This is a genomic window from Mesoterricola sp. JemC181 (genome assembly GCF_055384585.1).
The window spans coordinates 1,851,066-1,871,188 of the sequence record NZ_AP045076.1; the positions used below are offsets into that span (position 1 = coordinate 1,851,066).

At 67.6% G+C, this 20,123-nt stretch carries 19 protein-coding genes; 3 read left to right on the forward strand and 16 right to left on the reverse strand.

What is annotated here, in order from left to right; all coding sequences use genetic code 11:
* The first annotated feature begins 1 nt into the window (after position 1).
* A complete protein-coding gene (locus ACZ5MC_RS08080; RefSeq protein WP_306599809.1) occupies positions 2-868 on the forward strand; it encodes a pirin family protein in 867 nt (288 codons plus the stop codon).
* Positions 869-1,030: 162 nt separating this feature from the next.
* Here the strand turns inward: ACZ5MC_RS08080 and ACZ5MC_RS08085 are convergent, their stop codons facing one another.
* From ACZ5MC_RS08085 to ACZ5MC_RS08140, 12 genes are all read right to left on the reverse strand, one after another.
* Entirely contained in the window at positions 1,031-1,441 is a 411-nt protein-coding gene (locus tag ACZ5MC_RS08085) for a hypothetical protein (RefSeq protein ID WP_464517481.1), read from the reverse strand.
* A gap of 131 nt (positions 1,442-1,572) precedes the next feature.
* Positions 1,573-2,442, reverse strand: a complete 870-nt coding sequence (locus tag ACZ5MC_RS08090; RefSeq protein WP_464517482.1) for a MaoC/PaaZ C-terminal domain-containing protein — start codon at positions 2,440-2,442, stop codon at positions 1,573-1,575.
* Entirely contained in the window at positions 2,439-3,947 is a 1,509-nt protein-coding gene (locus tag ACZ5MC_RS08095; RefSeq protein WP_464517483.1) for an acyl-CoA synthetase, read from the reverse strand. The genes ACZ5MC_RS08090 and ACZ5MC_RS08095 overlap by 4 nt, the downstream gene beginning before the upstream one ends.
* A 9-nt stretch (positions 3,948-3,956) precedes the next feature.
* Complete coding sequence (locus tag ACZ5MC_RS08100; protein ID WP_464517484.1) at positions 3,957-4,739, reverse strand: enoyl-CoA hydratase/isomerase family protein; 783 nt, start codon at positions 4,737-4,739, stop codon at positions 3,957-3,959.
* Entirely contained in the window at positions 4,736-5,809 is a 1,074-nt protein-coding gene (locus ACZ5MC_RS08105) for a branched-chain amino acid ABC transporter permease (protein ID WP_306599815.1), read from the reverse strand. Before ACZ5MC_RS08105 ends, ACZ5MC_RS08100 begins: the two co-directional genes overlap by 4 nt.
* Positions 5,806-6,828 (reverse strand): branched-chain amino acid ABC transporter permease, encoded by a 1,023-nt coding sequence (locus ACZ5MC_RS08110; protein WP_306599816.1) that lies wholly within the window; start codon positions 6,826-6,828, stop codon positions 5,806-5,808. The genes ACZ5MC_RS08105 and ACZ5MC_RS08110 overlap by 4 nt, the downstream gene beginning before the upstream one ends.
* Positions 6,829-6,841: 13 nt before the next feature.
* Positions 6,842-7,579 (reverse strand): ABC transporter ATP-binding protein, encoded by a 738-nt coding sequence (locus tag ACZ5MC_RS08115; RefSeq protein WP_464517485.1) that lies wholly within the window; start codon positions 7,577-7,579, stop codon positions 6,842-6,844.
* Positions 7,576-8,334, reverse strand: a complete 759-nt coding sequence (locus tag ACZ5MC_RS08120; RefSeq protein WP_306599818.1) for an ABC transporter ATP-binding protein — start codon at positions 8,332-8,334, stop codon at positions 7,576-7,578. Before ACZ5MC_RS08120 ends, ACZ5MC_RS08115 begins: the two co-directional genes overlap by 4 nt.
* A 90-nt stretch (positions 8,335-8,424) precedes the next feature.
* On the reverse strand, positions 8,425-9,609 hold the full coding sequence (locus ACZ5MC_RS08125) for a substrate-binding domain-containing protein (protein WP_464517486.1): 1,185 nt from the start codon (positions 9,607-9,609) through the stop codon (positions 8,425-8,427).
* A 31-nt stretch (positions 9,610-9,640) separates the two neighbouring features.
* Positions 9,641-10,930 carry a porin gene (locus tag ACZ5MC_RS08130; RefSeq protein WP_306599820.1) on the reverse strand — a complete coding sequence of 430 codons (1,290 nt, stop codon included), beginning with the start codon at positions 10,928-10,930 and terminating at the stop codon, positions 9,641-9,643.
* A 95-nt stretch (positions 10,931-11,025) separates the two neighbouring features.
* Entirely contained in the window at positions 11,026-12,216 is a 1,191-nt protein-coding gene (bktB, locus tag ACZ5MC_RS08135) for a beta-ketothiolase BktB (RefSeq protein ID WP_464517487.1), read from the reverse strand.
* Positions 12,217-12,238: 22 nt separating this feature from the next.
* Positions 12,239-13,231: a 3-oxoacyl-ACP synthase III family protein gene (locus tag ACZ5MC_RS08140; protein WP_306599822.1), complete on the reverse strand. Its 993-nt coding sequence runs from the start codon at positions 13,229-13,231 to the stop codon at positions 12,239-12,241.
* A 353-nt stretch (positions 13,232-13,584) separates the two neighbouring features.
* On the opposite strand from ACZ5MC_RS08140, the gene ACZ5MC_RS08145 reads away from it, so the two are divergent.
* Entirely contained in the window at positions 13,585-14,382 is a 798-nt protein-coding gene (locus ACZ5MC_RS08145; protein ID WP_306599823.1) for an alpha/beta fold hydrolase, read from the forward strand.
* Here ACZ5MC_RS08145 and ACZ5MC_RS08150 read toward each other — a convergent pair whose 3' ends face one another.
* Together ACZ5MC_RS08150 and ACZ5MC_RS08155 are read right to left on the reverse strand one after the other, a co-directional pair.
* A complete protein-coding gene (locus ACZ5MC_RS08150; RefSeq protein ID WP_306599824.1) occupies positions 14,383-15,690 on the reverse strand; it encodes an acetyl-CoA hydrolase/transferase family protein in 1,308 nt (435 codons plus the stop codon).
* Positions 15,691-15,723: 33 nt separating this feature from the next.
* Positions 15,724-16,896, reverse strand: a complete 1,173-nt coding sequence (locus ACZ5MC_RS08155; protein WP_306599825.1) for a TetR/AcrR family transcriptional regulator — start codon at positions 16,894-16,896, stop codon at positions 15,724-15,726.
* A gap of 247 nt (positions 16,897-17,143) precedes the next feature.
* Between ACZ5MC_RS08155 and ACZ5MC_RS08160 the strand changes: the two genes are divergently transcribed.
* Positions 17,144-18,157, forward strand: a complete 1,014-nt coding sequence (locus ACZ5MC_RS08160; RefSeq protein ID WP_306599826.1) for a 3-oxoacyl-ACP synthase — start codon at positions 17,144-17,146, stop codon at positions 18,155-18,157.
* 272 nt (positions 18,158-18,429) lie between these two features.
* Here the strand turns inward: ACZ5MC_RS08160 and ACZ5MC_RS08165 are convergent, their stop codons facing one another.
* Both ACZ5MC_RS08165 and ACZ5MC_RS08170 read right to left on the reverse strand, forming a co-directional pair.
* Positions 18,430-19,338 (reverse strand): alpha/beta fold hydrolase, encoded by a 909-nt coding sequence (locus ACZ5MC_RS08165; RefSeq protein ID WP_464517488.1) that lies wholly within the window; start codon positions 19,336-19,338, stop codon positions 18,430-18,432.
* Between the two features lie 111 nt (positions 19,339-19,449).
* Positions 19,450-20,103, reverse strand: coding sequence for a TetR/AcrR family transcriptional regulator (locus tag ACZ5MC_RS08170; protein WP_464517489.1), 654 nt, complete (start codon positions 20,101-20,103; stop codon positions 19,450-19,452).
* Between the last annotated feature and the right edge of the window lie 20 nt (positions 20,104-20,123).

Consider the following 20,123-nt stretch of genomic DNA (forward strand, 5'->3'; position numbering starts at 1 on the left):
CATGGCCAACCGGACTGTCTCCGCCCTGGTCCCCGGCCAGCCCACGGAGGACGGCAACCGCGTCCCCCTGACAAGGCTGGTGCCGGGCCGCGGGCAGCGCGGGGCCGACGCCTTCCGCGCCCTGGATCCCTTCCTGCTCATGGACCACTTCGGGCCCATGGTGCTGGCCCCGGGCACGGACGCGGGGTTCCCGCCCCATCCCCACAAGGGCTTCCAGACCCTCACCTACCTCATCCAGGGCGCCTTCCGGCACCGGGACAGCACGGGCGGATCGGGCCTCCTGCGGCCCGGGGGCGCCCAGCTCATGAACGCCGGGTCGGGCATCGTGCACGAGGAGATGCCGGTGCCCGAGCACCTGGAGACCGGCGGGCCCATCGAAGGGGTGCAGCTCTGGATCAACCTGGCCAAGGCCCACAAGGGGTCGGCCCCGGGCTACACGGACCTGCAGCCCGAAAGCATGCCCTGGGTGGCGATTCCCGGCGGCCGCATCCGCGTTCTTGCGGGGGAATGGGCCGGCGTCACCGGCCCGGCCGTCACCCCGGCCCGCATCGCCTACGCCCATCTGGAACTGGAGGCCGGCGCCCGGTTCGAGCAGCCGGTGGCGGCGGGCTGGACGGCGGCCGTCGTGCCCCTGAAGGGCTCCGTGACCATCGAAGGCCGGGAGGTGCCCGCGGATTCCGTGGCGCTGCTGGGGGAGGGGGACACGCTCGCCGTGGCCGCCGCCGGGCCCGTCAGCCTCATGTTGCTGGCCGGGGAGCCCATCCGTGAACCCATCGCCAACTACGGGCCGTTCGTGATGAACACGCAGGAGGAGATCCAGCAGGCGTTCGAGGATTTCCAGGCGGGCCGGATGGGAAGGCTTGCGTAAGGGGGAGTACGAATTCCAGGATCAACGCCTTGTGTTGATCAGGCGCTTGATTCCTCCATCCTTGAGCGGCCAGTTCCGGACGTTGAGCAGGAGGCCGACTCCAAAATTCGAGAAATGGCGGTAGCCGAGGAGCCGAGGTTCGCCGAGGAAAGCATAAAAGAATTAATCGAAAATGGTCCCGCCCGCGGCCACGGCGGATTGCAGGTGGTGGAGCCACTTCCGGTCGTGGAGCTGCCTCCGGTGGAAAAGGCGGTAGCGCCACCCGGCCATGCCCAGGCTCAGGACGCAGAGCGCCAGGAGCACGCCGTGGGGGAGGTGGTCCTCCGGCAGCTTCCAGGACAGGAGGGCGGCGGCAACGGCCGTCAGGGCGGCCAGGAGGAGGTCCAGGAGGGACCGGGTCCGCATGGGGCGCAAGTCGTTCCTGTCGATGGCTTTGGCGAGGTCCTGGAGGAAGTCCTCCTGTTCCTCCCGGCTGAGGACGCCCCGGGCCCGTTCGGCTTCCAGCTTCCTCAGGCCCTGGGTGAGTTCGCCGGCGTAGTCGTCCACCCGGGATACCCGCACGTGCAACATCATGACCGCCTCCCTGGGGAGGGCGCGGGGAGCCGGAGATGGTTGGGGGGATGTCCTGCTGGCTGCCCGGACGCCTTCCCTCACTTCCCAGGATAGACCTGTGGCGGGCCACCGTAAGGGAACTTGGTCACAGGTCAGCCCTTGTTTTCCAGATTGCGCACCAGCACCAGGGCCTCCCCGTCGCAGACCACGCGGCCGCCGGGGGCCGTCACGCGGGTGGACAGGTTCACCAGCTCCTTTTCCGCACGCAGCCGGGTGATGGTGACCGTGGCGGTGAGGGGCTCGCCGGGGTAGGCGGGGGCGGGGTAGCGCAGGGACTGCTTCATCCAGCCGGTTCCGCGGCCCGGGAGCCGCGTGCCCAGCAGGTCGGAGAACAGCCCGCCCAGGAGGGGGCCGGGGATGACGCGGCCTTCGAAGCCGCGGCACCGGGCGTAGGCGTCGTCCCGGAAGAGGGGGTTGCGGTCCCCGGTGAGGTCGCCGTACTCGGCCAGGTCGGCCTCGGTGAAGGTGCGCGTGTCGTGCACGGAATCGCCGAGGGTCAGGCCATAGAAGGCGCGGTCACCGGGTTCGGCGGAGGGGGAGGCCAGGTCCGGGCTGGGCACCGGCACGTCCAGGGGCACCACCCGGGTGCGGCCGATGGCGGAGGGCACGGGGGCGCCGTCGGGGCCGGGCTTGGTGACGAGGGTGGCGATGTCGAGGATGCCGTCCGCCTCGCCTTCCACCGAGAGGCTCACGGTGATGGGCTCCATGGTGTGGGTGCCGTTGGGGAACATCAGGGTCTGCTCGAGCTGCACGGCCCCGGGGCCGGGGATGAGCTCGCCCAGGGCCTTGGCGATGCAGCCGTAGAGCATCATGCCGTGGGCCACGGTGGCGCCGAAGTGGCTGGTGGCGGCAAAGGCCGGGTCCACGTGGATGGGGTTGTCGTCGCGGCTGAGCCGCGCGAAGCGGTCGAAGTCCTCCTGGATGAGGACCCGCTTGTAGGATGCAGAAAGTCCGATGGTCATGCGAGTCCTCCGAAATCCCGCCTCAATCCGGCCTTGTCCACCTTGCCCAGGGCGTTTCTGGGGAGGGCGGGGACGAACGCCACGTGCCGGGGGGCCTTGAAGCCGGCGAGGTGGGCCTTGCAGTGGGCGACGACCGCGTCGGCGGTCAGCGCCGCGCCGGGCTTCAGGGCGATGATGGCCTTGCCCACCTCCCCCCACTTCGCGTCGGGCACGCCGATCACGGCGGTCTCCGCGACGCACTCCAGCTGGTAGAGCACGTTCTCCACCTCGGCGGGGTAGACGTTCTCGCCGCCGGAGATGTACATGTCCTTGGTGCGGTCCACGATGTAGAAGCAGCCGTCCTCGTCCACGTAGGCCACGTCGCCCGTGCACAGCCAGCCGTCCTCGAAGGACTTCGCCGTGGCCTCGGGGTTGTTCCAGTAGCCGGGGGTGATGCCGGGACCGCGCAGGAGCATCTCGCCGCGTCCACCCGTGCCCAGGGTCTCCCGGGTGGCGGGGTCCACCACCTTGGCTTCCATGTACATCACGGGCAGGCCCACGGTGCCGATCTTCTTCCGGGCGGTGTCCTCGTCGGTGAGGAACACCGTGGGGCTGCTTTCCGTCATCCCGAAGCCGAAGCAGATGGTCACGCCCTTGGCGAAGTAGGCCTCGAGCACGGCCTTGGGCATGGGGGCCCCGCCGGCGCCCCAGGAGCGGACCCGGGAGAAGTCGGTGGAAGCGAACTTCGGGTGCTGGCTCAGGAACAGGTAGATGGCCGGCACGCCGAACATCACCGTGATCCGGCCGCCCAGGAGGTCCAGGGTGCGGTCCACGTCGAACTGCCGCATGATGACGGTGGTGCCGCCGACCATGAGCATGGGGTTCATGTAGAGGTTCAGGCCGCCGGTGTGGAAGAAGGGGAGGACCGCCAGCAGGACGTCGTCCCGGCGGATCCCGGCGTGGACCATGATGTTCACGCAGTTGGTGAAGCACATGCCGAAGGTCTGGACGACGCCCTTGGCCTTGCCGGTGGTGCCGGCGGTGTAGAGGAGGTACCACGGGTCGTCGTGGCCGCGCCAGCCCATGCGGATGCGGGCGCCGCTGGCGGTGGCGAGGGCGGGCTCGTACCCGCCGGCCAGCGCCATGCCGCGCTCCAGGCCGAAGGTGGCCACCAGGGCCTCGCCGCTGGCCTGGAACTCGGGGCCGTAGACGAGGGCGGCCGGCTTGGCGTCGTCCACGATGGCCTTCAGCTCGTCCAGGGACAGGCGCCAGTTGAGGCCCACCAGGATGAGGCCGGCCTTGGCGCAGCCGTAGAGGATCTCCACGTACTCGGCGGAGTTGTGCGCCAGGAGTGCCACCCGGTCCCCGGGCTGCAGGCGCCACTGGTCGCGGAAGAACTCGGCGCAGCGGCTGGCGCGCTCGTCCAGCTCAAGGTAGGAGACGGTGCGCCCGGAATGCAGGTCTTCGAGCGCCGTCTGGTGGGGAAACTGCTGGGCCTGCCGGAAGAGCCAGTCGGGGATGAGCATGGTGCGCTCCTAGTCGTCGCCCTGCGGGTAGTCGTGGAAATCGCGGAGGAAGGCGTCGACGCCCTCCATGGCGGCCGGCTGCGCCACCAGTTCCAGGAAGTGCCTGCGCTCGGCCTCGAGGCCCGCGGCGAGGGAGGTTCGGTCCCCCCAAAGCAGGTCCTTGGCGGCACGCAGGGTGCCGGCGGGAAAGGATGCCAGCCGGGCCGCGGCGGCCCCGGCGACCTCCAGGAGGGTGTCGGCGGGGGCTTCGGCCGTGGCCAGGCCCCACTCCACCGCGTCCTCGGCCCGGACGGTGCGGTTGAGCATGAGGGCCGAGGCGGCGCGGCGCAGGCCCGCCAGGCGGGGCACGAGGGCCGTCCAGCCGCCGTCGGGGCCGAAGGCCGCGGTGGTGTAGTGGGCCTTGAATACGGCCCGGGGGGCCAGGTAGACCAGGTCCGCCGCCAGCACCAGGCCCAGGGACCCGCCGGTGACCACGCCGTGCACGGCGGCCACCACGGGCTGGGGCAGCTCGACCAGGGCCAGGATGGCCTCGTTGAGCAGGCCCACGAGGCGGCTGGAATACGCCAGCAGGTTCCCGCGCTCCTTCTGGAAGCGGCGCATGTCCCCGCCGATGGAGAAGGCGGGGCCTTCGGCGGAAAGCAGCACCGCCCGCGCGCCGGGGTCGTGCCGCACCTGCCCCAGCACCTGGAGGAGGTCCTCCAGCAGTTCGGGCACGAGGGCGTTCTGCATGCCCTTCCGGCAGAGCGTGACCCGGGCCACGCCTCCTGCGGTCTCCAGGCGGACCAGGCTCATGTGGCGCTCCGCAGCCTCGCCCTGAGCTTGCCGACGATGCCGGTGGGGAACTTGTACACGCTCAGGATGAACAAGAGGCCCAGCCAGAGCATCCAGCGGTCCGGGGCCAGGAGGTTGCGCAGGAAGGGCACGCCGCTGGCGGCGGTGCTGCCGAGCTTCATGAGGTCCTGCAGGTAGTTCTGGGCGACCAGGAAGAGGGTGGCGCCCACCACCGAGCCGTACATGGTCCCCATGCCCCCGATGACCACCATCAGGAGGATGTCGATCATGATCTCGAAGGAGAGCGACGTGTCTGGCCCGTTGTAGCGCAGCCACATGGCCAGCAGGCACCCCGCCAGGGTCGCGAAGAGGGCCGACAGCACGTTGGAGACGGTGCGGTACACCACCGTCCGGTAGCCGAGGGCCTCGGCCCGGAACTCGTTCTCGCGGATGGCCTGCAGCACCCGCCCGAAGGGGGAGTTGACGATGCGCAGCATGACGAGGAAGAGCACGATGGTGACGGCCATGAGCAGGTAGAAGGAGATGAGCTTGCCGTCCAGGGACACGCCCAGGAAGGGCGCCTCCCGCAGCGAGAAGCTGGGCTGCAGGATGGTCGGCACCTTGAAGCTGAGGCCGTCCTCGCCGCCGGTGAGGTCCGAGAGCTGGGAGGCCAGCGTCATGAACGCGGTGGCCACGGCCAGCGTGATCATGGCGTAGAACATGGCCTTCACCCGGAGGCTGAAGAGGCCGATGACCAGGGAGAGCACCAGGGACAGGACGAGGGCCACCGCGACGCCCGCGGCCACCGCGCCCCAGGTGGGGCCCATGTGGGTCAGGGCGATGGCGACGCCGTAGGCGCCGATGCCGAAGAACATCGTGTGGGCGAAGGAGACGATGCCGGTGTAGCCCAGCACCAGGTCGAAGCTGGACACCAGCACGATGAAGATGCAGATCTTGGCGGCGACGTTGATGGACTTGGCGCCGGGGAAGACGAAGGGCGTGAGCAGGAGCCCGGCCAGGATGAGGAGGAGGAGCACCGTCAGCACGCGGCTGCGGGGCATGTCGCCGGAAAAGAGGCTTTTGAGGATCATCGGTTCACCACCGGGTAGAGCCCTCTGGGCCGCCACACCAGGACGAGCACCATCAGCAGGATGTTGGAGAAGAGCGCCACCTTGGGGGCGAGGAAGCCGGTGTAGTTGGCCATCAGCCCCACCAGGAGGGCCCCGAGGAAGCAGCCGCCCACCGAGCCCAGGCCGCCGATGATGATGACGATGAAGAGCAGGACGTTGACCTGGCTGCCGATCTGGGGCGTCACGCCCTGCTGGTAGAGGCCCCAGAGCACGCCGCCCAGGCCCGCCAGGGCGGAGCCCGCCACGAACACGCCGATGAACAGGCGCTTGATGCGGTAGCCCATGCTCTCGACCATCTCCCGGTCGTGGACGCCGGCGCGGATCAGGAGGCCCACCTTGGTCCGGCTGAGGACCCAGTACAGGATGGCGAACACGGCCAGGCCCACCACCACGGCTGCGATGCGGTACTTCTCGACCGCGGCCTCGCCGAAGAGGAGGGAGCCGCGGAAGGCCGCGGGCAGGGGCAGGGGCACGGACTCCGGCCCCCACACGACCTTGATGAGCTCCTCGCCCACGATCATGCCGCCCATGGTGATGAGAATCTGTTTGAGGGGCTGGCCATACACGGGCCGGATGATGACGCGCTCGTAGGCCAGGCCCACGATGCCCGCCACGACCATGGCGACGAGGATGGCCGGGAAGATGGCGCCCAGGTTCCGGATCAGGCTCTCGCTTTCGGTCCAGGCCGACATGGAGCCCAGGACCGTGGTGGCCAGGAAGGCCCCGAGGGTGATGAAGACGCCGTGCCCGAAATTGAGCACGTCCATGAGGCCGAAGACCAGGGTGAGGCCCGAGGCGATGATGAAGATGATCATCCCCATGGCAAGACCCGCGAAGGTGAGCGTGACCCAGGTGGAGAAGGACCCGGTCAAGGGCAGGGCCACGAGCGCCAGGACCGGCACCAGCAGCAGGGGGAGGCGGTCCATCTTGACGGCCGGCAGGGCGTCGGCGACAGGGACCGTGGTGGCGGGAGAACTCATCTGCACTCCTTGATCATTGATGGGCCCCCAGGGAAAGGCCCAGCAGGCTCTGCTGCAGCTTCTCGTCCTCGGCCAGCGCGGCCATGGTGCCCGCGTGCACGACGCGGCCGTTGTCCATGACGGCGACCTGGTCCCCGAGCTGCCGCGCGAAATTGAAATTCTGCTCCACCAGCAGGATGGTGGTGTCGGTCTGTTTGAGCTCGCGGAAGGCCGCGATCATGTTCTGGATGATGGCGGGAGCCAGCCCCTTGCTGGGCTCGTCGATGAGCAGCAGCTTGCGGGGCTCGACGATGGCCCGGGCCACGGCGAGCATCTGCTTCTGGCCGCCGGAGAGGAGGCCCGCCGGATGCTGCCAGAACTTCTTCATGGCCGGGAACAGGCCGAAGATCCAGTCCAGGCGCCTGGCGTCCACGTCCTCGATGCTGCGGGCGCCCCGGGCGGCGAGGATCATGTTCTCGCGGACCGTGAGGTCGGCGAAGATGCCCATGTTCTCCGGCACGTAGGCGATGCCCAGGCGGGCGATGTCGGGGGTCTGGAAGGCGCCGATGTCCTGGCCCTCGAACTTGACGGAGCCCTTGGAGGGGTTCCAGAGGCCCATGATGGTGCGCAGGGTGGTGGTCTTGCCGGCGCCGTTGCGGCCCAGCAGGACGGTCATCTCGCCGTGGGCGACCTGGAGGTCCACCCCCTGGAGGATGTGGTAGGCGCCGATGTGGGTGTGAACCCCTTCGAGGTGCAGGAGCGGGTTCGTCATTTGGCCACCTCGATGCCCAGATAGGCTTCCTGCACGATGGGCGAGGCGATCACGTCCGCCGGCGCGCCGTCGGCCACGAGGGCTCCGTTGTGCAGCACGATGATGCGGTCCGAGAGTTCGCGCACCACGTCCATCTTGTGCTCCACGAGGAGGATGGTCTTGTCGCTGCGCGTCTTGAGGCCGCGGATGAGGTCCAGGATCACCGGCACCTCGTCCACGCTCATGCCCGCGGTGGGCTCGTCGAACATGAAGACGTCCGGCTCCAGGGCCATGAGGATGGCCACCTCCAGCTTGCGCTGGTCGCCGTGGGGCAGCGCGGCGGCGGCCCAGTCCCGCTTCCCGGTGAGGGCGACGGTCTCCAGCACCTCCTCGGCGCGGCCGATGAGTTCCTTGTGGTTGCTCCAGATGCTCCAGAGGTTGAGCCCCAGGCCCGCGCGGGACTGCACCGCCAGCCGGATGTTCTCCAGGACCGTGAGGTAGGGGAACAGGTTCGTGAGCTGGAAGGCGCGGCCGATGCCGCGGTGGCTCCGCTGGGGGGCCGAGGTGGAGCTGATGTCCTGCCCGTGCAGGAACACCTTCCCGGAGCTGGCCTTGAGCTGGCCCGAGATGAGGTTGAAGTAGGTGGTCTTGCCGGCGCCGTTGGGCCCGACGATGGCTGTCAGGGTGCCGGGGGCGAACCCGCAGGACACCGCGTTGACGGCCACGTGGCCGCCGAACCGGATGGTCAGATCTTGGGTTTCAAGGGCGAAGGTCATTGACGCTCGTATGGGGTGGGTGATCGGGATGCCTGAGTGTAACCGGTGGCGCGGAGGGGTCGGCCCCCGCGCCACCGGCCACGGTACGTCCTAGCGCTTGTTGTTGATGGGAATGTTCATTTCCTCGGCCTTGATCTCGCGGACGAGCTGGGGGATGGCCCAGGCGACGTTGGGATCGACCTTGATCTTGAAGTGGTACATGGTCTGCATGGCCTGGTGGTCTTCCTTGCGGAAGGTCATCTTGCCCTTGGGGGTCTCGAAGGACATGCCTTCCATGGTGGCGATGAGCTTCTCGGTGTTGGTGTTGCCCCCGGTCTTCTTCAGGGCCTCAACAACGGCGAGGCCCGCGCACATGCCGCCGGCGGTGAAGAAGTCGGGCGGGGTCTTGAACTGCTTCATGTGCTCGTCGACCAGCCACCTGTTGATCGGGTTCTTGGGGATCTCGTAGTAGTAGTAGGCCGCGCCTTCCAGGCCGGGGAAGGGCTTGTAGGCCGCGAGGGCCGGCAGGATGTTGCCGCCGGTGGCGATCTCGATGCCGAAGCGCTTGGGGTCCAGGTCCGCGATCTTGAACGGATTGCCGGCCCCTGCCCAGTTGATGAAGATGATCTTTCGGCCCTTGAGGTTCTTGAGCTTGTCGAACAGGCGCTGCGCGCCGGCCGTGAAGTCCGTGGTGTTGGCAGGCAGGTATTCCTCGTGCACGAGCTTGGCGTGCTTGAGGGCGCCCTTGAAGGCCTTGACGAAGTCCTTGCCGAAGGCATAGTCCTGGGCCAGGGTGGCGATGTTGGTGCCCTCCTTGTCCAGGGCGACGCCGTTGGAGATGGCGTCCTGGGACGAGTTGCGGCCGGTGCGGAAGATGTACCGGTTCCACTTGTCCCCGGTGATGGAATCGGCCACGGCCGGCTCCACCAGGAGGATCTTCTTGTACTCCTCGGCCACGGGCAGCATGGCCAGGGCGGTGCCGGACGACGTGGGGCCGACGGCGATGTCGGCCTTGTCGTCGGCGAAGGCGGAGGCCAGCTGGGACTTGCCCACGTCGGGCTTGCCCTGGCTGTCCCTCTCGATGAGCACCAGCTTGTGGCCGTTGACCATCATGGTGCCCTTGGTGGCGTACTGCAGGCCCATCATCAGACCGGTCTGGGTCTGCTTGGCGTAGGCCTCCAGGACCCCCGTCTTGTCATAGACGTGGGCGATCTTGATGTCCTGGGCCGAGGCGGTGCCTGCCGCCAGGGCCATGGCGACCGCGAGGCCGCCGAGGAGAATGCTCTTCAGTTTCATGGAACCTCCTGATGATGGGCTTGGGTTTAGTTTAGAACCAGTAGTTCATGATGATGCCGACCTGGCGCCAGCTTTCGCCCTTGGCGATGGCCGATCCGCCGAAGGGGCTGTAGCCGGTGAGGAAGGGCTGGTAGTAGGCGTTGGTGTCGTTGTCGATCTTCGTGTAGTAGACGCCGATGAAGGCGCGCTTGGTCATGGCGTAGTCGTAGACCAGGTTCAGCTGCTTGGCGCCGGTCTTGTCGAGGGAGGACGTCTTGCCGGCGGCCGAGTACGTGGCGTAGAAGGCATGATCCCCGAAGGAGTAGGAAACGGGCACTTCGAAGGCCGTGCGCTTGGCGTCGGAGAGGACCGTGCCGGTGGTGATGCCGTTGATCATGTTGGTGTCGTCGAGGATGACGCCGAACTTGAGGCCCTGGATCTTGTAGGAGACGCCCAGGCGCGTGGCCTTCAGCTCGGTGAGGGGGGCGGAAGCGAGCACGCCCTGCATCTTCTGGTCGAGGTAGCTGGCGGAAGCGGAGAAGCCGTGGCCGTTGAAGACGGCCTTGGCGTAGACGGTCTGGCCGCCTTCATAGGTGGAGCCGTTGGCGTTGGAGACGAAGACGTTCTGGGGGCCGGCGGCGTTCTTGGACCAGGCGAGGGAGAAGTTGAGGAGGTTGCCGGCGCCGGGCTTGAAATAGACGGAGTCGTAGCGGACGACGTTGCGGGAGCGGGTGTTGCCCAGGATGTTGCGGGTGGCGGGGGCGAGCACGCCGTTGGTCACGGTGCCGGTGTTGTAGGTGGACAGGATGTTGAAGGAGGCCAGGCCGTTGGCATCCCAGATCCGGTAGGACTCGCCGGGCTGCTCGAGGACGGGGGCCAGGTAGCCGGCGGAGATCGTGTCGGTGTAGTAGAGGGTCGACTTGCCGACGGTGATGGTGCCGTAGGGGGAGGAGACGCCGCCGAAGGTGTCGCCGTCGGCCCAGCCGGTGGCGTCGCCGACGCTGTAGCCCGCGGGGGGGCCGCCCAGGGGCTGCAGGAGCGCGTCACCGGGCCGGACGTTGGGGGTGAAGCGGCTCTCGAGGCGGAACAGGACGTTCCAGCCGTCGGCGATCTTCGAGTTGCTCGCCACGATCAGGCGCGAGGTGTTGTCGTCGACGTGGGTCTCGGTCGCGGTGTTGCGCCCGACGGCAGCGTTGCCCTGGCTGATGGAGGAGTTCTTCACGCCCACCGACAGCAGGCCCGAGATGGAGATGTTGGTGGCGCCCGTGACCGCGATCGGGGTCTGGGCCGGGAGGGTCGTGGCTGCGACCGACGCGGCGATGATTGCGAGCTTGACGTTCATTCTGGCTCCTTCGTTGAAAGGGTGGATGGGGTTGGTGAACCCGGATCCGTGGAGGGGGAGGGGAGAACTGCAGGTGCTGCGCGGTGCCGGGTCTGCTAGACCCGCTCGAAAATTGCGGCGATGCCTTGTCCGCCGCCTATGCAGAGGGTGGCCAGGGCATAACGGCCCCTGGTCCGGTTGAGCTCGTGGATGGCCTTGACGGCCAGGATGGCGCCCGTGGCCCCGATGGGGTGGCCCAGGGCGATGGCGCCGCCGTTGATGTTGGTCCTGGCCGGGTCCAGATCGAGGCCCCGGCTCACGGCGAGGGACTGGGCCGCGAAGGCCTCGTTTGATTCGATGACGTCGATGTCCGAGAGCTTGAGGCCGGCGAAGGCCAGGGCGGCCTTGACCGCGGGAATGGGCCCCTCGCCCATGAGGGCGGGGTCGACGCCGCCCAGGCCCCAGCCGGCGACGCGGGCCAGGGGGGTTGCGCCCGCGCGGGCCGCGGCCTTGGCTTCGGCCAGCACCAGGGCCGCCGCGCCGTCGTTGATGCCCGAGGCGTTGCCCGGGGTGACGGTGCCGCCCTCGGCGAGGAAGGCGGGGCGGAGCGCCGCCAGGCTGGCCAGGGTGACGTCCTTCCGCACGTGCTCGTCCTGGTCGAAGACGACGGTGCCCTTGCGGGTGGACTGCTCGATGGGCAGTATCTGGTCCCGGAACCGTCCCTCGGCGATGGCCTGGGCCGCGCGGCGGTGGGATTCCAGGGCGAGGGCGTCCTGCTCCTCGCGGGTGATCCCCCACTTCGCCGCCAGGGTCTCGGCCGTCATGCCGATGTGGGCGGAGCTGAAGGGATCGTTGAGGGTGCCCATCAGCATGTCCAGCATGCGCAGGTCGCCCATGCGGGCTCCCCAGCGGGCTCCGGGCACCAGGTGGCCGGCGCGGGTCATGGACTCCACGCCGCCACCCAGGGTGAACTCCGCCTCGCCCAGCTCGATCTGCTGCGCGGCGCTGACGACGGCCTGGAGGCCCGAGCCGCACAGCCGGTTGACGCCCATGGCCACCGACGCGTGGGACATGCCGCCCTTCAGGCAGCAGTACCGGGAGAGGTAGGCGTCCCGGGGTTCGGTCTGGAGGATGTTGCCGACGAAGCCCTGCTGGATGGCCGCAGGATCCACCCCGGAGCGCCGGATGGCCTCGGCCACGATCCGTCCGCCCAGTTCGCTCGGAGCCAGATCCTTGAGACTCCCGCCGAACGCGCCGATGGCGGTCCGCACGCCGCTCAGCACCAGGATGTCCCGTTTACAGCACATGAATCGACTCCTCGGGGAAACGTCAGGGCATGATCAGGGCGCAGGCGGCCTGGTTGTAGCCGACGCCGGAGCCCACCAGCACGAGGCGGTCGCCGGAGCGGATCTTCTTCTTCTCGAGGGCGTCGTGCAGGGCCATGGGGATGCAGGCCGATCCCGTGTAGCCCCATTCCTCCATGATGGTGTGCGTCTTCTCCATGGGCAGGCCCAGGTTCTCCATGACCAGCTCGATGGAGCCCTTGCGCACCTGGGTGAAGACGATGAAGTCGATGTCGGGGATCGCGAAGCCGCAGTTGGCGGCCAGCTTGCGCACGACCCGGGGCCAGCCCTCGTGGTTGATCTCGGGGGGGTAGCGCTCGATCATCTTCACCATGGTGCGGCCGGCCTTGACCGATTCCACCGTGGCGGGCTCGTAGGTGCCGCCCGAATAGATGCCCCAGTGCTTGTGGTAGGCGCCGCCGGCCTGCGCCGCCGCGCCCAGGAAGCCGGGGCGGTCCGAGGCCACCAGCACCGCCGCTCCCGCGCCGTCGCCGTAGAAGAAGCCCATGGGATCGCCCGCCTCGGTGAGCTTGTGCATGAGGTAGACGCCCACCACCAGGACCGTCTTGATCATCGGGTTGGCGGTGATCCAGCCCGCGCCCGTGGCCAGCGCCGTGGGGAAGGACGCGCAGGCGCAGCCGATGTCGAAGGTGCCGGCGTTCACGGCGCCCAGCTTGTGCTGCAGCACCACGGAGGTGGCGGGGGTGATGTAGTCGGGTGAGTCGGTGCCCAGGATGATGAGGTCCACGTCCTCGGGCTTCAGGCCGGCGCGCTCAAGGGCCTGCTGGGCGGCGGGCAGCGCCAGGTCGGAGGTGGCCCAGTCCTCGGGCGCGTGCCAGCGGCACTGGATTCCGCTGGAGGCCTCCATCTTGTCGATGAACTCGGGGAGGTGGGCGAAGGTCTTGCGCAGCTCGTCGTTGTGCACCTTGATCCCAGGCAGATAGCAGCCTGTGGATGCGATGGTGGCGTATCGTTCCATCACTAGCTCCTGTATAGGTTCTTGCGCGGGTCTGGTCCGGGCCGGTGACCACCTTCCATGAGCGAGTCGGCAGATCCTTTTCCGGCTCGCCATGCCTCCCCAAGGGAGGGGGCCTAAAGAAAACGAACGATTGGTTTGCTTTGAAATTGTCTACCTATCAAAAAACCTGTCAAGCCAAAAGATGAGAACTGAATCGTTTATTCTATATGTGTGTAAATAGGATACTTAACTCTTAAATGATACCAATTGTGTTTCTTTGCTTGATGAGAGATCCAAGGGTTGCCCTGGACCTTCCAGCGGGGAGCATAATGCCGTATCCCCAAGACCCCGTGACAACCAGCAGGAGGATTCCGATGCCACGCATCCGCATCAACGACATCCAGATGTTCTACGAATTCCACGGGCCCGCGGACGGCGAGCTGGTGATCCTCAACAACGGGGTGTTCATGAACACCACGTCCTGGGCCTTCCAGCTGCCCGAGCTGGCGCGCCGGTACCGCGTGCTGACCTACGACATGCGCGGCCAGGGGCAGAGCGACCATCCCGGAGGGGAGTATTCCTTCGAGCTGCATGCGGACGACCTGGTGGCGCTCATGGACGCGCTGGACCTCGAGAAGGCGCACATGGTGGGGACGTCCTACGGCGGCGAACTGAACCTCATGATGGGCATCGCCTATCCCGAGCGCGTCCGCACCCTGACGATCATCGCGTCCGTTTCGCACAGCGACCCGATCTGCCGCGCGATCATCGACCGCTGGATCATCGCCGCCCGGCTCGGTGACGGCGCCGCCTTCTTCCGCCTCACCTTCCCGGACGTGTACGGCGAGCACTTCCTGACCCTGCACCCCGAGCTGATCCCCATGGCCGAGGAGCGCTACGCGACCCTCGACCTGCCCACGGCCGTGAGGCTGCTGGAGAGCTTCCAGCGCTTCGACGTCACCGCCGACCTGGGCCGCATCAAGGCCCCCGCCTGCATCGCGTCGGCGGAGAACGATGTGCTCAAGCCCAGGAAGTACGGCGAGATCATGCATCGGGGGATTGCCGGTTCGGAGTTCCATCTGGTTCCTGATTCCGGGCATGTGGTCGTGGTGGAGAAGGCGGCGGAGGTCAACAGCATCATCCTCGGCTTCCTGGCCAAGCATTCCGCCTGATCAGATGTAGCCGAGCTTCTGCGCCTGCTCCGTGAGGGTGGCGCGGAAGTCGGGATGGGCGACGTTGATGAGCTCGTGCGTGCGCTCGCGCACGGTGCGGCCCCGGAGGCGGGCCACGCCGTGCTCGGTGACCACGTGGTCCACGTAGGACCGGTGCAGGGTCACGGCGGAGCCTTCGGGGAGCATGGGCACGATGGTGGAGAGGGTGCCGCCCTTGGCGGTGCTGTAGCAGGCGATGATGCTCTTGCCCCTGCCGTCGATGCCGGCCACGGCGCCCTGGGCGGTGTCGGACTGGCCCCCGGTTCCCGAGTACTGGTTCACGCCGATGGACTCGCTGGCCACCTGGCCCGTGAAGTCCACGGAGATGCAGGTGTTCACGGACACCATCTTCGTGTTCTGCGCCACCACGGCGGGGTCGTTGACCCAGCGTCCGCGCTGGAAGTCCACGGCGACGTTGTCGTCGAGCCAGTCGTAGAGCTTGCGGGAGCCCATGGCGAAGGTCGTGACGAACTTCCCGGGCCTGAAGCCCTTCTTCAGGTTCGTGATCACGCCCTGCTCGTAGAGCTCCATCATGGAGTCCACGAACATCTCGGTGTGCACGCCCAGGTCCTTCTTGCCCTTGAGGGCCAGGGCCGCGGCGTTGGGGATGCCTCCGATGCCGAGCTGGATGGTGGAGCCGTCCTCCACCAGGTCGGCGATGTAGGCGCCGATGGCGTGGTCCGTGGCCGAGGGGTTCGGGGCGGGCAGTTCGGGCACTTCCTGGTCGTGTTCCACGAAGAAGTCCACCTGCGACACGTGGATCTGGGTGTCGCCCAGGGTGCGCGGGAGACGCGGGTTCACTTCGAGGACCACGGTGCTGGCGCGCTCGATGACGTCCTTCTCGTAGGTGAGGCCCAGGGACAGGGACACGAAGCCGTTCTTGTCCGGCGGGGTGCAGGTGCCGAAGAAGATGTCGGGCACGTGCGCGTGCATGCGGTCGCTGGCGGCGCGGTGGAGCATGTTGGGCACGTACGTGACCAGGCCCAGGCCCTTCTTCAGGGACTCCCGGGAGCCCGGCGCATGGAACCAGCTGGCCAGTTCGAAGTGGCCCTTCATCTCGGGCCGCATGTAGAAGTCGTACGGCTTGAGGGTGAGGCAGGAGAAGACCCGGACGTTCTCGACCCGGTCGGCCACGGTGTGGAACTTCGACATGCAGCCCTGGGGCTCGGAGGCGCACATGGCGACGATGACGTCGTTGTCCGAGCGGATATGGGTGACGGCCTCGTCCGCCGATACCCGTTTGCGGGCGTAGATTTCCTGATGGTTCATGTAACCTCCATAAAAACTGATGTTTGAGTGGCCCTAGGCCAGGAAGTCGGAGAGTCCGCGGCTGAGGTAGCCGCCGACGCCGTCCACGAGGGTCCGCGCGTTGGCGGTGGACTCGTCGAAGGCGGTCTTGATTCCGAAGTAGTGGGCGATTCCCATGAGGTATTCGATGGCGGTGCCTTCGTCCACGCCGGGGGCGGTGGCGACGACGCGGTAGGGGGCGGGACGCTTGCGGTAGCCCGCGGCGAAGGCGCCGTAGTACTGCCGCACGGCCTGGGGCAGGATGAACTCGGCCTCCCGCACGATGTTGTAGCACCACTTGTCGATGTTGAGGTAGACGACCCAGAGCCAGAGTCCGCGGAGCTCGAGTTCGAGGGCATTGGGCGTTCCCGCATCCGGGTTCGCCAGGTTCCGGGAGATGAACGCGCGCACATCGTGGCCGACCCGCTCGATGAGCTCGGCGTAGAACGTCTCCTTGGATTCGAAATAGGTGTAGAAGGCCCCCACCGACAGGCCGGCGCCGCCGGTCACCTCGTGGATGTTGGTCTCGAAGAAGCCCTTCTCCCCGAACAGCCTCCGGCCCGAGCGCAGGAGCCGGTCCCGGGCCGTCTCCTCCTGGGGGAGGGGCAGGGGCGTGGCGGAGCCGCCGAAGACCTTGGCGGGGTCGAAGGTGAGGCCCCGGAAGAGGCCGTCGGTGAGGATGTCGCAGGTGGACTGGACGTCCACCGGCGCGTGGCCGAAGGCCCGGGCGATGGCGCAGAACCGGAGGCCGCCCAGGGCGTAGAGGTACTCGGGCACCCCGATCTCCCGGCCCAGGCTCGAGCTGAGGGCGTGGATGTAGATGACGGAGAGGCGCCTCTCGTACTCGATGTGGCGGTACTGCCCCTCGCGGAAGACCGAGATGAGGTCGGGGTGCTCCTCGGAGAAACGGATGATGGTCTCGGCGAAGTTGCGGATGCGCTCCCGGGGCGTGCTGCCCCGGACGCTGTCCACCGCCTCCCGCACCTGGTCCAGGACCCGCCCGAGGATGACCTTGAAGAGGGCCTCCTTGGTGTCGAAGTAGCGGTAGAAGACGCCGTTGGAAAGTCCTGCCGCGCGGCAGATCTCGGCCACGGACACGGTGCCGTACCACTTCTTGGAAAAGAGGAGCACCGCTGCCGCCACCAGGCGCTCCTCGGTCCCCGGCTTCCCCCGGCTCTCTGTCTTCATGCCTCGCTCCTTCATCCAGCCAAGCACCAGGGGTTGAAAATGAGAACTGATTCGGTATTTTAAAAAATATAAACTCCACCATTCCCCCACGCAAGCGAAAAGGCATGGGATATCTTTCTGCTCATAATTCAGCATTTGGAGCCTCACTCCCCAGGGTTGCAAGGGGTGAGCCTGCTGGTCCCCCTTGACGAATGGTCCCGAACGGCGTAATTGAAATGAGAACCGATTCACTTCTTTGGAGACCCTAATGCATGTAGGCATCATCGGGCACGGGACCTGGCTTCCCGAGGGCAAGTTGACCGCTGCGGACCTCTCCGCCGCCACCGGCATCCCCGAACCCGTCATCGCGCTCAAGTTCGGCGTGAAGGAGAAACCGGTGGCGGGCCCGGGCGAGACCACGGCCTTCATGGGCCTGGCCGCCGCGCGCAAGGCCCTGGACCAGGCCGGCGTCGCGGGCGGTGACGTGGATCTGGTGATCTGGTGCGGCGCCCAGCACAAGGACTACCCCTGCTGGCTGGCCGGGCTCTACGTGGCCAACCAGATCGGCGCGAAGAAGGCCTGGAGCTTCGACATGGAGGCCATGTGCGGCTCCATGATGGCGGCCCTCGACGTGGCCAAGGCCCTGATGTTCAGCCACCCGGAGCTGCAGACGGTCCTGCTGGTGTCGGGCTACCGCAACAACGACCTCATCGACCTCGACGTTCCCGCCACCCGCTTCATGCTGGACATCGGCTCGGGCGGCTCGGCCGTGGTGCTGCGCAAGAACGCGGGCCGGAACGCCGTGCTGGCCTCGGCCTTCCGCGGCGACGGCTCCCTGTCCGAGATGTGCGTGGTGCCGGCCCTGGGCAGCCGCGAGTGGCCCCCCGCGGCCGGGGACCTGGAGCGCGCCCACTTCGTGGTGCCCGACGAGGAGGCCTTCAAGGCCAAGCTCGGCGAGGTCACGATGCCCAACTTCTACACCGTGATCCGCGAGTCCATGAAGCTCTCCGGCTTCCAGGAGGACGCCATCGACTACCTGGCCATCCTGCACTTCAAGCGCAGCGCCCACGACGCCGTGCTTGCAGAGCTGGGCCTGGGCCAGGAACAGACCACGTACCTCGACGAATACGGCCACATCGGCCAGAACGACCAGGTGCTCTCGCTCGAACTGGGCCTGAAGGCCGGGAAGATCAAGGACGGATCGAAGATCGTCTTCGTGGGCGCGGGCCTGGGCTTCGTCTGGGCCTCGACGGTCATCCAGTGGGGCCCCTACTCCGAATAAGACCGGACCCTGATCCCCTTCATCCCAGGCATCGGCGTCCATCCTGTTCCCGCAGGGCCAAAGCCGCGATGGGTCGGCTCATGCGCGCAACCCGCGCTCCGGCCCATCCCGGCTTCGGCCCTGCGGGAACAGGATGAACGCCGATTCAAGGGATGAACGGGACAGGGAATCATGACCGGATTCCCGGAGAGCAGGAGCCAACCCCTCTCCGGGAATCCCCGCCGGCGATCGCCCCTGGCTTGGCCATGGACCGTCGCCGGCGGCTTGGGAAATCAGGCCTCCAGGGCCTTGGCCAGCGCGTCCAGGAAGCGGCGGGGGGCTTCGGACTGGGGCACGTGGCCGCAGCGCTCGACGGGGAAGAGCCGGGAGTCGGGGAGGACCGCCTGCATGCGGGCGGCATACTCCAGGGGCATGAGGGCGTCGGCGGTGCCCCACACCATGCGGACGGGGACCTGGAGGGTGCGGAGCTGGTCCTCGGTCATGAGCCAGGGGGCCATGGTGGCGAAGGTTCCCGCGAATCGGGCGAGGCTGCTGGTTCGGGCCTGGCGGATCATGTCGTCCAGGACGGTGTCAGGGACGGGGGGGTTGGACGGATCCCGCAACTGGGCCATGGTCTCCCGGGCCTCCTGGCGCGTGGTGGGCAGGAGGTTCACGGGCTTGCCGGAGCCCGGCAGGGAGCCGCCGTTGACGGCCACGACCTTCTCCACCAGGCCGGGCAGGCGCTGGGCCATGACCATGGCCATCCAGGCGCCCAGGGAATTGCCCACGAGGGTCGCCTTGCGGCCCTGGCACGCGTTCTCCAGCACCGCCTCCAGGCCGGCGACGATGACGGCGGTGTCGATGGGGCCCGCCGCGGGGGTGCTCTGGCCGTGCCCGGCCAGGTCGGGGATGAGGAGGGTGTGGTCCTTCAGGAGGGCCGGGGCCACCTTGGCCCAGGTACCCGCGTGGTCGCCCGCGCCGTGGATCAGGACGAGCAGGGGGCCGTTGCCCCCGAGGAAGGCGTTCTGGGGCCCGGAGGGGGAGGGGATGGCGATCTGGACCAGGCCCAGGCGCTTCAAGGTCCGGCGCATGGCCCAGGCGAAGACCCGCAGCGGGCGCTTGGCGATAAGCCAAGCGGACAGTCCGGTTGCCGCCAGGAGGAGGATCGCCACCCCGGTCAACGCGATTCCGAGCTTGCTCATCATTTCTCCCGGCGGGCAGAACAACAAAACGAACGATTGGTATGTGACTGGTTGGGACGATGGTACGCTCCGCCCGAGGGACCTGTCAACGCGGTTCCTCGCCGCCGGCGTTCACGCCTTGCGGACCTTCGCAGCCTTGCCGGGGGCGGGCCTGAGCATGCCCTTGCGGAGGATCCCGGCCATCTCCCGCAGCGCCACGGAGGTCGGCAGACCGAACTGCTCCGGGACGCCGAACAGGATCTCCACGGCGAAGTACTGCAGGAAGATGCGGCTGGCCATCATGAGGGCGGTCCTGGGCTCGAAGCCGGGCGCCATGCGCTCTTTCAGGGCGTCCCCGGGATACCTGGCCTCCAGGAACCTGGCGAAGCGCCCGGACATCTCGCTGTAGAACTTCCGGATGTGGTTCCCTTCGAACTCCACCACGTCGACATAGATCAGGGCCACATACTGCCGGTGGTCCCGGATGGTCTGCTCGGCGGCCCGGGCCAGGGCCTCCAGGTCGTCGGGGAAGGCGCCGGCGGCCAGGGCCTTGTTGAACGGGAGTTCCGGATCGTCGATGTCCTCCCAGTACTGGGCCAGGAGGGTCGTGAAGAGGGTCTCCTTGTCGGGGAAGTGGTGGTACACGTTCCCGGTGGAAAGGCCCGCCTCGGTGGCGATCTCCCGGATGCTGGTGCCGCGGTAGCCCTGCCTGGAGAAGAGGTGGAGAGCCGCCTGGAGGATGGCAACCTGGCTGCGTTCCGACTTTTCACCCTGGGTCAGTCTCATTCTTCCAGGGTAGGGGTCCG

Coding starts and splice junctions, on each gene's coding strand:
- ACZ5MC_RS08080 (WP_306599809.1), top strand. CDS start 2: ATGGCCAACCGGACTGTCTCCGCCCTGGTCCCCGGCCAGCCCACGGAG.
- ACZ5MC_RS08085 (WP_464517481.1), bottom strand. CDS start 1,441: ATGATGTTGCACGTGCGGGTATCCCGGGTGGACGACTACGCCGGCGAA.
- ACZ5MC_RS08090 (WP_464517482.1), bottom strand. CDS start 2,442: ATGACCATCGGACTTTCTGCATCCTACAAGCGGGTCCTCATCCAGGAG.
- ACZ5MC_RS08095 (WP_464517483.1), bottom strand. CDS start 3,947: ATGCTCATCCCCGACTGGCTCTTCCGGCAGGCCCAGCAGTTTCCCCAC.
- ACZ5MC_RS08100 (WP_464517484.1), bottom strand. CDS start 4,739: ATGAGCCTGGTCCGCCTGGAGACCGCAGGAGGCGTGGCCCGGGTCACG.
- ACZ5MC_RS08105 (WP_306599815.1), bottom strand. CDS start 5,809: ATGATCCTCAAAAGCCTCTTTTCCGGCGACATGCCCCGCAGCCGCGTG.
- ACZ5MC_RS08110 (WP_306599816.1), bottom strand. CDS start 6,828: ATGAGTTCTCCCGCCACCACGGTCCCTGTCGCCGACGCCCTGCCGGCC.
- ACZ5MC_RS08115 (WP_464517485.1), bottom strand. CDS start 7,579: ATGACGAACCCGCTCCTGCACCTCGAAGGGGTTCACACCCACATCGGC.
- ACZ5MC_RS08120 (WP_306599818.1), bottom strand. CDS start 8,334: ATGACCTTCGCCCTTGAAACCCAAGATCTGACCATCCGGTTCGGCGGC.
- ACZ5MC_RS08125 (WP_464517486.1), bottom strand. CDS start 9,609: ATGAAACTGAAGAGCATTCTCCTCGGCGGCCTCGCGGTCGCCATGGCC.
- ACZ5MC_RS08130 (WP_306599820.1), bottom strand. CDS start 10,930: ATGAACGTCAAGCTCGCAATCATCGCCGCGTCGGTCGCAGCCACGACC.
- bktB (WP_464517487.1), bottom strand. CDS start 12,216: ATGTGCTGTAAACGGGACATCCTGGTGCTGAGCGGCGTGCGGACCGCC.
- ACZ5MC_RS08140 (WP_306599822.1), bottom strand. CDS start 13,231: ATGGAACGATACGCCACCATCGCATCCACAGGCTGCTATCTGCCTGGG.
- ACZ5MC_RS08145 (WP_306599823.1), top strand. CDS start 13,585: ATGCCACGCATCCGCATCAACGACATCCAGATGTTCTACGAATTCCAC.
- ACZ5MC_RS08150 (WP_306599824.1), bottom strand. CDS start 15,690: ATGAACCATCAGGAAATCTACGCCCGCAAACGGGTATCGGCGGACGAG.
- ACZ5MC_RS08155 (WP_306599825.1), bottom strand. CDS start 16,896: ATGAAGACAGAGAGCCGGGGGAAGCCGGGGACCGAGGAGCGCCTGGTG.
- ACZ5MC_RS08160 (WP_306599826.1), top strand. CDS start 17,144: ATGCATGTAGGCATCATCGGGCACGGGACCTGGCTTCCCGAGGGCAAG.
- ACZ5MC_RS08165 (WP_464517488.1), bottom strand. CDS start 19,338: ATGAGCAAGCTCGGAATCGCGTTGACCGGGGTGGCGATCCTCCTCCTG.
- ACZ5MC_RS08170 (WP_464517489.1), bottom strand. CDS start 20,103: ATGAGACTGACCCAGGGTGAAAAGTCGGAACGCAGCCAGGTTGCCATC.